The sequence below is a fragment of the Streptomyces sp. NPDC048650 genome (assembly GCF_043199095.1).
Classification (GTDB): Bacteria; Actinomycetota; Actinomycetes; order Streptomycetales; family Streptomycetaceae; genus Streptomyces.
The window spans coordinates 1-11,795 of sequence record NZ_JBICVM010000031.1 but is presented as its reverse complement, the minus strand read 5'-3'; the positions used below and the strand labels follow the sequence as shown (position 1 = coordinate 11,795).

Annotated in this window: 6 protein-coding genes; all 6 read left to right on the top strand. The window is 73.6% G+C overall.

What is annotated here, in order from left to right; translation table 11 throughout:
* Positions 1 to 498 precede the first annotated feature (498 nt).
* Positions 499 to 2,340 (top strand): beta-ketoacyl reductase, encoded by a 1,842-nt coding sequence (locus ACGFML_RS38035; protein WP_393550521.1) that lies wholly within the window; start codon positions 499 to 501, stop codon positions 2,338 to 2,340.
* A gap of 74 nt (positions 2,341 to 2,414) precedes the next feature.
* Complete coding sequence (locus ACGFML_RS38030) at positions 2,415 to 8,045, top strand: SDR family NAD(P)-dependent oxidoreductase (RefSeq protein WP_393550519.1); 5,631 nt, start codon at positions 2,415 to 2,417, stop codon at positions 8,043 to 8,045.
* A complete protein-coding gene (locus ACGFML_RS38025; RefSeq protein ID WP_393550517.1) occupies positions 8,042 to 9,292 on the top strand; it encodes a P450-derived glycosyltransferase activator in 1,251 nt (416 codons plus the stop codon). The genes ACGFML_RS38030 and ACGFML_RS38025 overlap by 4 nt, the downstream gene beginning before the upstream one ends.
* 24 nt (positions 9,293 to 9,316) lie before the next feature.
* Positions 9,317 to 10,591 carry an activator-dependent family glycosyltransferase gene (locus ACGFML_RS38020; RefSeq protein WP_393550515.1) on the top strand — a complete coding sequence of 425 codons (1,275 nt, stop codon included), beginning with the start codon at positions 9,317 to 9,319 and terminating at the stop codon, positions 10,589 to 10,591.
* Between the two features lie 18 nt (positions 10,592 to 10,609).
* Positions 10,610 to 11,332 carry a class I SAM-dependent DNA methyltransferase gene (locus ACGFML_RS38015; RefSeq protein WP_393550513.1) on the top strand — a complete coding sequence of 241 codons (723 nt, stop codon included), beginning with the start codon at positions 10,610 to 10,612 and terminating at the stop codon, positions 11,330 to 11,332.
* Positions 11,333 to 11,356: 24 nt separating this feature from the next.
* Positions 11,357 to 11,795: alcohol dehydrogenase catalytic domain-containing protein (locus ACGFML_RS38010; RefSeq protein ID WP_393550523.1), on the top strand; the 439-nt coding region annotated here is incomplete at its 3' end.

Genomic DNA, 11,795 nt, shown 5'->3' with positions numbered 1-11,795 from the left:
CGGCAGCGGGTGTGTTTCGACGAGGCCGTTGATGCGTTGTTGGGTGATGGCTTTGGTGTGTTTGTGGAGGCCAGTGCGCATCCGGTGTTGACGATCGGGGTGGAGGAGCTCGCCGCTCGTGCGGGGCGGGATGATGTGGTGGCGGTGGGCACGTTGCGGCGTGGTGAGGGTGGCCTGCGTCGGTTGTGGACGTCGATGGCGGAGGCGTTCGTCCGCGGTGTGTCTGTTGACTGGAAGGCGGCATACACCGGGCACGGGATCTCAGCCGACCGCATCGATCTGCCGACTTACCCCTTCCAACGCGAGCACTACTGGCTCGAGTCGGCTCCTCGGAGTCTTGATCGTTCCCGTGATGCGGAGCCGTCCGGCATAGACGTCTGGCGGTATCGGGTGGCGTGGAAGGGGCTGTCGGGGGGTGAGGCGTCCGGGTTGTCGGGGCGTTGGTTGATGGTGCTTCCGGAGGGTGGGGAAGCGGTTCCGGCGGACGACATTGCTGCTGTGTTGACACACCACGGCGCCACCGTCGAGCGGATGGTGGTCGATCCCGTGGCACTGGGGCGTGACGGCCTTGCCGAGCGGCTTTCCGGTTCCTGGGACGGCATTCTCTCCCTGCTCTCGATGGACGAGCGGCCGCACCCGGAGCACCCCGCTCTCGACCGGGCCACCGTCGGCACGGTGCTCTTGGCGCAGGCGGCGTCCGACGCCGGTACGCGTGCGCGGCTGTGGGCCGTCACACGGCAGGCCGTCGCGGTTTCGGCGGCGGAACGGCCCTCCATGGCCGGTGCGCAGGTGTGGGGTGTAGGCCGTGGCATCGCTCTCGAACTTCCTTCTCTCTGGGGCGGGTTGGTGGACCTTCCCGGTACACCGGACGCCAGGTGCCTGCGCCGGCTGGTATGGGTGCTGGCCGGGAACGGCGCCGAGGACCAAGTGGCCGTACGCGCCTCCGGTGCCTATGGGCGCAGGCTCACGCCTGCCGGAGGAGCGCCCGGTGTCGGCCGGGCGTACACACCGCGGGGGACGGTGCTGGTGACCGGGGGTACTGGTGCGTTGGGTGGTCATGTGGCGCGGTGGTTGGCCGGGAACGGTGCGGAGCATGTGGTGCTCACGAGTCGTCGTGGGCAGGAGGCGCCCGGTGCGGCGGAGTTGGTGGCGGAGCTGGGTGCTCTGGGGGCTCGGGTCACTGTGGCGGCGTGTGATGTTGCCGATCGTGAGGCGCTCGCCGCGTTGCTGGACGCGCACCCGCCCACCGCGGTCTTCCACACCGCGGGTGTGCCGCACTCGGGGGAGTTCCTGGGGCTGTCGGTCGACGGCATGACCGACGTGTACGGCGGCAAGGTCGCCGGGGCGTACCACCTGGACCGGCTCACCCGCGGCCGGGACCTCGACGCGTTCGTGCTGTACACGTCGGGCGCCGGTGTCTGGGGCAGCGGCGGGCAGACCGCGTACGGCGCGGCGAACGCGACGCTCGACGCTCTGGCGGAGCGGCGGCGCGCGGACGGCCTGCCGGCCACCGCGATCGCCTGGGGCCTGTGGGGCGGCGGAGGCATGGGCGACGGCGCGGGCGAGGAGTTCCTCCGGGAACGCGGCCTGCGTGTCATGGCGCCCGAACGCGCCGTGGAAGCTCTCGGTACGGCCCTGGAGCGCCGCGACACCTGCGTCGCCGTGGCCGATCTCGACCTGCCCCGCTTCGCCCGGTCGTTCACCGCGTTCCGGCCCAGTCCGCTGATCGGCGACCTGCAGGGCGTGGAAGCGGCGGCGTCGCGGAGCGCGGATGGGGCCGGTAGGGACGACGAGCGGGGGCTCCTGGCGCGGTTCACCGCGGCCGGCCCGGTCGAGCGACAGGAGCTGCTGCTCGACCTGGTCCGCCGCCAGGCGGCCCTCGTGCTGGGGCACGCCGCGGCAGAGGGCGTACCGGCCGACCGGGCTTTCCGGGACCTCGGGTTCAGCTCGCTCACGGCCGTCGAGGTGGCCAACCGCCTGGGCCGGGCGGTGGGGGTCAAGCTCCCGCCGACCCTGGTGTTCGACCATCCGACGGCGGAGGCGGTGGGCGCCCATCTGGCCGGGCTGCTGGAAGCCCGCAGCCGAGACGAGGAGTCGCGGGGCGAGGAGCAGCGGGTGCGGGCGGCGCTGGCGTCGCTGCCCCTGGACGCGTTGCGGGGCGCGGGGCTGCTCGACGGCCTGCTCGCCCTCGCCGCGGTACATGAGGAGGGGACCGACCGGCAGGCATCGGCGCCGTCCCCGGCCGCCGGCACCGACGATCCCCCGCACTCGCTCGACGCCATCGACGAGCTGGACGACGACGCGCTGATCGCGTTCGCCCTCGGCGAATCCCGCTCCTGACCCGCACCCGCACCCGCACCCCGCCCCACCGCGCCGTCCGCACGGACCGCACCGCCCGAGAGGAACGTTCGCTCATGTCGCTGTCCTCCGCCCAGACCTCCGCCGAGAAGCTGGTGGAGGCCCTGCGCACCTCCGTGAAGGAGGCCGAGAAGCTCCGGCGTCGCAACCGCGAACTTGAGGACGCTGCCCACGAGCCCATCGCCATCGTCGGGATGGCCTGCCGCTACCCCGGTGGCGTCGACTCGCCCGAGGCGCTGTGGGACCTGGTCGCCACCGAGAGGGACGCGGTCGGGCCGTTTCCCACGGACCGGGGATGGGACGTCGACGGCGTGTACGACCCCGACCCGGACGCCCAGGGGACCACTTACTGCCGCGAGGGCGGGTTCCTGACCGGTGCCGCGGAGTTCGACGCGCCCTTCTTCGGCATCTCGCCGAGGGAGGCCGTGGTGATGGATCCGCAGCAACGCCTGCTCCTGGAGGTCTGCTGGGAGGCGTTCGAACGGGCCGAGCTCGATCCCCACACGCTGCGCGGCAGCCGCACCGGGGTGTACGTCGGAGCGGCGCACTCGGACTATGTCACCGACTCCGGCCGGGTCCCGGAAGGGTCGGAGGGCCACTTGCTGACGGGCAGCGCGGACGCGGTGCTGTCGGGGCGCGTGTCGTACGCCCTCGGGTTGGAAGGCCCGTCGATGACCATCGAGACGGCGTGTTCGTCCTCGCTGGTGGCGTTGCATGTGGCGGTCTCCGCGCTGCGGCGTCGGGAGTGCGAGTTGGCGCTGGGGGCGGGTGTGGCGGTGATGCCGGACCCGGCCGCGTTCGTCGAGTTCTCCCGTCAGAAGGGGCTGGCTGTCGACGGCCGGTGCAAGGCGTTCTCGGCGGACGCGGACGGTACCGGGTGGGCGGAGGGCGTCGGCGTGCTGGTGCTGCAGCGGTTGAGCGATGCGGAGCGCGAAGGCCGCCGGGTGCTGGGCCTCGTGCGGGGCTCGGCCGTGAACCAGGACGGCGCCAGCAACGGCCTGACCGCCCCCAGCGGTCCCTCCCAGCAGCGGGTCATGCGTCAGGCGCTCACCGACGCCCGCCTGACGTCGAGTCAGGTCGATGTGGTGGAGGCGCACGGCACGGGGACCCGGTTGGGTGATCCGATCGAGGCGGGTGCGCTGATCGACACCTACGGCCAGGGGCGGCCGCAGGGTCGGCCCTTGTGGCTGGGGTCGCTGAAATCCAACATCGGGCACGCCCAGGCGGCCGCGGGCGTCGGTGGTGTCATCAAGATGGTGCAGGCCATGCGACACGGGCTGTTGCCGCGGACGTTGCACGCCGACACCCCGACCCCGCACGTGGACTGGTCGGCTGGCGCCGTACGGCTGCTGACGGAGGCCGCACCGTGGGAACGGGCGGGCGGTCCCAGGCGAGCCGGGGTCTCGGCCTTCGGCGTCGGCGGGACCAACGCGCACCTCATCCTGGAGGAGGCCCCGTCCCACGCCTCCGCTCCTCGACCCGCCCCTGCGCCGGAGCCCACCGCCGCACCCCAACCCGCCGCCGGACCCCAACCCACCACCGCTCGCGCCGTGTCGCCGGACGCCGCGGTCCCCGTGGCCTGGGTCGTATCGGGCCGAGGGGAGGCCGCCCTGCGCGACCAGGCGGACCGACTCCACCGGCACCTGCGCCAGGCGCGGGGCTCCGGTCCGCTCGACATCGGCTACTCGCTTGCGGTCACCCGCAGCGCGTTCGAGCACCGTGCCGTCCTCCTCGGCTCTTCCCGTAGCGAACTGGCGGACGCCCTGCGCGCGCTCGCGGACGGCCGTCGCGCCCCGACGGTGATCGATGGGGTACGCCGACGCGACGGGAAGGTCGCGTTCATGTTCACCGGGCAGGGCAGCCAGCGCACCGGGATGACCGGTGACCTGCGCGCCGCCTTTCCGGTTTTCGCCGACGCGCTGGACGAGGTGGCCCAGCGGCTCGACCCCGAGCTGGACCGGCCACTGTCGGCTGTGCTGGAAGCCGGGCCCGGCAGCGCCGACGCGGAGCTGCTGCACCGCACGCACTACGCCCAGGCCGCGCTCTTCGCCGTTGAGGTGGCACTGTTCCGGCTGGTGGAGAGCTGGGGCATGCGGCCGGACCGGCTTCTCGGACACTCCGTCGGGGAGATCGCCGCCGCCCACGCCGCGGGGATATTCGACCTCGACGACGCCTGCACCCTGGTCGCCGCGCGCGGCCGGCTGATGGAACGCCTACCGGGCCGCGGGGCCATGGTGTCTGTGCGGGCGTCGGAGGCACAGGTCGTCGACCTGTTGGCGGACAGCACGGAACCCGTGGGCATCGCGGCCGTCAACGGCCCCGAATCCGTGGTGATATCAGGCGCGGAGGAGGCCGTGACGGCACTGGCGGCGCGGTTCGCCGCCCTGGGGTACGCCACCAAGCGGCTCCGGGTGAGCCACGCCTTCCACTCGCCCCTCATGGAGGGGATGCTGGCCGACTTCCGGCAGGTCGCCGACGGGCTCCGCTACCACCCGCCGCGCATCCCGATGATCGCCCACGTGACCGCCGGGCGGGCCGCCTCGCTCGACGAGCTGTGCTGCGCCGACCACTGGGTCGAGCACGTCCGGCGAACCGTCCGATTCCATGACGGCGTACGGACGGCACGCGCGCAAGGCGTCACCACGTTCGTGGAGCTCGGTCCGGACGGGACGCTGAGCGCGATGGCCGAGGAGTGCCTCGCAGGCGACCCCGAGGTGACACCGGTGCCCGTGCTGCGCCGCCCTCCGTCGGGCAGCGACACGTCGGCGTCGGCGCCGCCCTCCGGGGTCACCACCCTGCTCCGGGCGGTGGCCACCGCATACACCAAGGGCGCCGCCGTCGACTGGCCCGCTCTGTTCGCGGGCTCCGACGCCCGGCGCGTCCCGCTGCCGGTGTACGCCTTCCAGCACCGCCGGTACTGGATCGAACCCGCCGCGTCCGGCGGGCGCGCGCTGCCCGACTGGTGCTACCGCACCGTCTGGCGCCCACTCCCCGCGGCCCCGGACCGGGACACGACCGACGGGGACGTGGCAACGGCCCGCTCGGCCACCCCTCGGCACTGGCTCCTGGTCCACCCCGACCGGGGCCGCGGCGCCGAGCTCGCGCGGGCTGCCGAGCACGCTGTGGCCGGCACGGGCGCCGTCGTCACCCGGCTGCCGGTCGACGTGGCGTCCGCAGACCGGATCTCGCTCGCCGCCGCTCTCGCCCGGACCCGGCTCGGTCCGTCGCGAGGTGACACAGTCGCTCCCGCCCCGGGCGTGCTGTCGCTGCTCGGCGCCGATGATCGGGAGCACCCCCAGCACGGTCCGGTGGCCGCCGGAGTGCTGGCGACCCTGTTCCTGGCCCAGGCGATGGAGGATGAGGCGGTGTCCGCTCGCCTGTGGTGCGTGACACAGGACGCGGTGGCCGTGGACCGCGAGGAGCGGCCCACCGCCGCCGGCTCCCAGCTGTGGGGACTCGGTCGGACGGCCGCACTGGAAATGCCCGCACGCTGGGGAGGGTTGGTCGACCTGCCCGGCAGCGCGCAGGACAGCCACTGGGCCGCGGCGGTCCGGCTGCTCGACGGCCCCGAGGACCAGATCGCGGTCCGTGACTCCGGCGGTTACGGCCGCCGGCTGGTCCGCGCCGCGGTGGACCCGGGCGGCCCCCGCTACCGGCCGCGTGGCACGGTCCTGGTCACCGGCGGCACCGGCGCTCTCGGCGGGCATCTCGCCCGCTGGCTGGCCCGCAACGGCGCGGAGCACCTGTTGCTGGTGAGCCGGCGCGGCGGCGGAGGGACCACGGCCGCCGCGCTTGAGGCGGAGCTGCTGGGGCTGGGTGTCAAGGTCACCCTCGCCGCGTGCGACGTCGCGGACCGGGACGCACTGGCCGGGGTGCTGGCCGCCGTACCAGCGGACACCCCACTCACCGCCGTCTTCCACGCCGCGGGCGTGCCGCAGGTCAGTTCCCTGGCCGAGACCGGCGCCGGCCTCTTCGCCGAGGTCTGCTCCGGCAAGGTCGCCGGCGCCCGGAACCTCGACGAGCTGACGCGTTCCCACGACCTGGACGCGTTCGTGCTGTACGCGTCCGGCGCCGGGGTGTGGGGCAGCGCCGGACAGGGCGCGTACGCCGCCGCCAACGCCGAACTGGACGCTCTGGCCCAGCGCCGGCGCGCCGACGGCCTCCCCGCCACGTCCGTCGCGTGGGGCGTCTGGGCGGGCGAGGGCATGGGGGACGGCGCCGGCGCCGAGTACCTCCGCCGCCGGGGTGTACGGACCATGGCACCGGCCGAGGCGCTCGGCATCCTCGCCCGCTCCGTCGGAGGCGAGACACCCTGCCTCACCGTCACGGACATGGACTGGCCCCGGTTCGCCCACGGCTTCACCGCCTTCCGGCCCAGCCCGCTGATCTCCGAGCTGCCGGAGACCCGTGCCGCCCACGAACTCCCGGGCGCACCCCCGGCGATGACCGGGCACGGGGACGCCGACCCCGCCGCCCGGTCACGCATCGAACGGCTGGGCCCCGACGACCGCCCGGCCGCCCTGCTCACCCTGGTCCGGAACGAGGCCGCCGACCTCCTGGGCCACCCCGGCGCCGAGGACGTCGCCCCCGACGAGCGGTTCCTCCTGCTCGGCTTCGACTCCCTGGCCACGGTGCAGCTGCGCCGGCGCCTCGCCGCGGCCCTGGACATCGAACTGTCCGCCACCGTGCTCTTCGACCACGACACGCCCCGCGCGCTCGCCGACCATCTGGCGGGCCTGCTCGCCGGCGCCACGGACCGGGCCCCTGCGGACCCGGGCAGCGGTGGTGCGCAGCCGCCGGTACGGAGCAGCTTCACCGCCCTGTACCAGGAGGCCGTCCGCACCCACCGGATCGGCGAGGCCGTCGACGTCCTCGCCGCGGCCGCGGCCTTCCGCCCCGCCTTCCGGACCGTCGACGAGCGGCTTCTGACCCCCGTCGTCCTGAGCGGTGCACAGGCCGCCGACGGAACGGACCGACCGCTGATCATCGGCTGCGCCGGCACTTCCGTCGCGTCGGGCCCGCACGAGTTCCTGCCCCTTGCCAGGGTGCTCGACGGCCAATGCCACCTCGCCGCACTGCCCCAACCCGGCTTCGAGACGGGCGAGAAGCTGCCCGGCTCACTCGACGTGCTCCTGGGGACGCAGGCCGCCGCGCTCGCCCGCCACGCCGCCGGCCGCCCGTTCGTGCTGCTGGGGCACTCCGCGGGCGGCAACCTGGCGCACGCCCTCACCCGGTATCTCGAAGCCCGCGGCACCGGCCCGGTCGCGCTCGTCCTCATCGACGTCTACACGCCCCGCGACCCCGGCGCGATGGGCGTATGGCGCCACGAGATGCTCGATTGGGTGGGGCGGCACTCCGCCGTCCCACTCGACGACGCCCGCCTGACCGCCATGGGCGCCTACCACCGGATGCTCCTCGACTGGTCGCCGCGGCCCACGAGGGCACCCGTCCTGCACCTTCGGGCCTCCGAGCCCCTCGGCGCGTGGACCGGTGAACCGGACGGCTGGCAGTCGCGCTGGGAGCACGCCCACACCGCCGCCGCACTGCCCGGCACGCACCTCACGCTGATGGGCGAGCACGCCCCCGCCACTGCACGGGCCGTGCTCGGCTGGATCGACGGACTGCGCTCCACGGCCGCGGACGGCCGGACGGCTACCGATACCGCCGACGACGAGAGGGAGCAGTGAGCCCCGCACCGATCACCAAGGACCCGGCCGCCGCCGGCCGCCGCCTGCAACTGACCCGCGCCGCCCACTGGTTCGCCGGCACCCAGGGCGATCCCTATGCGCTCGTCCTGCGCGCCGAGGCCCACGACCCCAGCCCCTACGAGGAACGCATACGGGCCCACGGACCGCTCTTCCACAGCGAACTCCTGGACACCTGGGTGACGGCGAGCCGTACCGTCGCCGACGAAGTGATCGCCTCGGCGGCGTTCGACGGGCTCACCGGCGACGGCCGGCGCCCCGGAGAGCGGGAGCTGCCGTTGTCCGGCACCGCGCTCGACGCGGACCGTGCCGCCTACCACCGGCTGGGCGCCCTCACCGCCTGGGGCGGGACGCTGATGCCGGCGCCGCACGAGCGCGCCCTGCGGGAGTCGGCCGAGCGGCACGCCCAAGCGCTCCTCGACGGGCTGGCGGACTCCGCCACCGCCTTCGACCTCGCAGAGGCGTACGCCCGCAGGCTGCCCGCGCTGGTCATCCGCGAACAGCTCGGTGTGCCGCAGGAGTCGGCGGCCGCCTTCGACGACGCGCTGGCCGGCTGCCGCCGCACCCTTGACGGTGTGCTGTGCCCGCAGCTCCTCCCGGACGCCGTCGCCCGGGCCCGGGCGGAAGCGGAACTGGCCGCCGTACTGAGGGAGTCACCGTTCGGCCACGACGCCGATGCGGTGGCCGCCGCCCGCGCCCTCGCCCTCGGTGCCGCCGAGCCCACCGCCACCCTCGTCGGCAACGCCGTACAGGCGCTGCTGGAGCGGCCCGGACAGTGGGCCGCGCTCGCACAGGAACCCGGCCTGGCCGCCGCCGCGGTGACGGAGACCCTGCGTGTCGCCCCACCCGTCCGCCTGGAGTGGCGGGTCGCGCGGGAGGACACCGACGTCGCGGGGGAGCACATCCCCGCCGGAGGCCGGGTCGTGATCCTCGTAGCCGCCGTCAACCGCCCCGCCGACGCCCACACCGCCGACGCTGCCCCCTTCGACCTCGTTCGGCCCGAGCCCGGGCCGTTCGGGCTCCCCGGCGACCTGCACTTCCGTCTCGGCGGCCCGCTGGTCAGGACGGTCGCCGAAGCAGCGCTCGGTGCGCTCGGCGCACGGCTCCCGGGCCTGCACACCGCCGGCCGGGCCGTCCGGCGCCGCCGCTCGCCCGTCCTCCACGGGCACGCCCGCCTCCCCGTAGCCGCCGCCCGGACGACCCTCGACCTGCCCGCCACCGCCCCATAGCACCTGAGGAGGGAGTGCCCCCGCATGCGTATTCTGCTGACCTCTTTCGCGCACAACACGCACTACTACAACCTGGTCCCCCTCGGCTGGGCGCTGTGCGCCGCCGGGCACGAGGTACGGGTCGCCGGCCAGCCCTCGCTGACCGACACCATCACCGGCTCCGGACTGACCGCCGTACCCGTGGGCGACGACCGGACCATCATCGATCTCATCACCGAGGTCGGTGACGACCTCGTCCTGTACCAGCAGGGCATGGACTTCCTCGATACCCGCGACGAGCCGCTGTCATGGGAACACGCCCTCGGACAGCAGACGATCATGTCGGCCATGTGCCTCGCGCCGCTCAACGGTGACAGCACCATCGACGACATGGTGGCGCTGGCACGCTCGTGGCGACCGGACCTCGTCCTGTGGGAACCGTTCACCCACGCCGGCCCCATCGCCGCACACGCCTGCGGCGCCGCCCACGCCCGGCTGCTGTGGGGCCCCGACGTCGTCCTCAACGCACGGCAGCAGTTCACCCGGCTGCTCGGCGAGCGCCCCGCCGAGCAGCGGGAGGACCCCATCGGCGAATGGCTGACGTGGACACTCGAGCGGCACGGCATGGCCGCCGACAAGGACACGATCGAGGAGCTGTTCGCCGGGCAGTGGACGATCGACCCCAGTGCCGAGAGCCTGCGGCTGCCCGTGCGCGCCGAGGTCGTGCCCATGCGGTACGTGCCGTACAACGGTGCGTCGGTCCTCCCCGGCTGGCTGATCGAGCCGCCCACGCGGCCCCGGGTCTGCATCACGCTCGGAGTCTCCACCCGGGAGACGTACGGCGGTGACGGCGTCCCCTTCCACGAGCTGCTCGCCGGGCTGGCCGATGTGGACGCCGAGATTGTCGCCACCTTGGACGCCGCGCAGCTCCCGGACGCCGCGGGCCTTCCCGGCAACGTGCGCGTCGTCGACTTCGTCCCCCTGGACGCGCTGCTGCCGAGCTGCGCCGCGATCGTCCACCACGGAGGTGCGGGCACCTGCTTCACGGCCACCCTGCACGGCGTCCCGCAGATCGTCGTCGCCTCGCTGTGGGACGCCCCGATGAAGGCGCGACAGGTGGCCGACGCGGGCGCCGGCATCGCCCTGACGCCCGAGAAGCTCGACGCGGACACGCTGCGCAGCGCCGTCGTCCACGCCCTGGAGAGTCGCGAAATGGCCGCGGCCGCACGGCGCCTCGGCGACGAGATGCTCGCCGCGCCCACCCCGGCCGCGCTCGTCCCCCGGCTCGAACGCCTCACCGCCGCGCACCGCCGCGCCTGATCCCCCAAGGAGCCCCAGATGAATCTCGAATACAGCGGCGACGTCGCCCGGTTGTACGACCTGGTCCACCAGGGCAAAGGCAAGGACTACCGGGCGGAGGCCAAAGAGCTGGCCGCCCTCGTCACCCAGCGGCTCCCGCAGGCCGGCTCCCTGCTGGACGTGGCCTGCGGCACCGGGATGCACTTGCGGTACCTCGGCGAGATCTTCGACGAGGTCGAGGGCGTGGAGTTGTCCCCCGACATGCTGGCCGTCGCCGAGCGGCGCAATCCGGAGGCGCACCTCCACCGGGGGGACATGCGGGACTTTGCCCTCGATCGCCGATTCGACGCTGTGATCTGTATGTTCAGCTCCATTGGCCACATGGGGGACCAGGAGGAGCTGGACGCGGCGATCGGCCGGTTCGCCGCGCACCTCACGCACGGCGGGGTCGTGATCGTCGATCCCTGGTGGTTCCCGGAGACCTTCACTCCGGGGTACGTCGGCGCGAGCCTCGTCGAGGCCGAGGGCCGCACGATCGCACGCTTCTCCCACTCCGCGCTCGAGGACGGCGCGACCCGGATCGACGTGGACTACCTCGTCGGCGTACCGGGGGAGGGCGTGGAGCACCTGCGGGAGACACACCGCATCACGCTCTTCGAACAGGCACAGTACGAGGCGGCCTTCGCGCAGGCAGGGCTGTCCGTGGAGTACCTCCCGCAGGCCGCCACCGACCGCGGCCTCTTCATCGGCGTCCGGATCTGAGAGGGACACGGCATGGGAAACGATATGCGGCACATCCTCGATGCGATCCGGTCGCTCACCTCGTCGGAAGACTCGGCGTCGGCAGTCCCCGCCGACTTCGCGGCCCTCGCACTGCCCGAGTCGTACCGGGCGGTGGTCCTCCGCAAGGAAGAGACGGAGATGTTCGCCGGGATGGCGAGCGCCGACAAGGACCCGCGCAAGTCATTGCACGTCGAGGACGTACCGGTGCCCGAACTCGGTCCGGGCGAGGCCCTGGTGGCCGTCATGGCGTCCTCGGTCAACTACAACACGGTGTGGTCCTCGATCTTCGAGCCGCTGTCGACGTTCGGGTTCCTGGAGCGTTACGGCAGGCTCTCGCCGCTCACCAGGCGTCATGATCTGCCGTACCACGTCATCGGCTCCGACCTGGCCGGCGTGGTGCTGCGCACGGGTCCGGGTGTCAATGCCTGGGGCCCGGGCGACG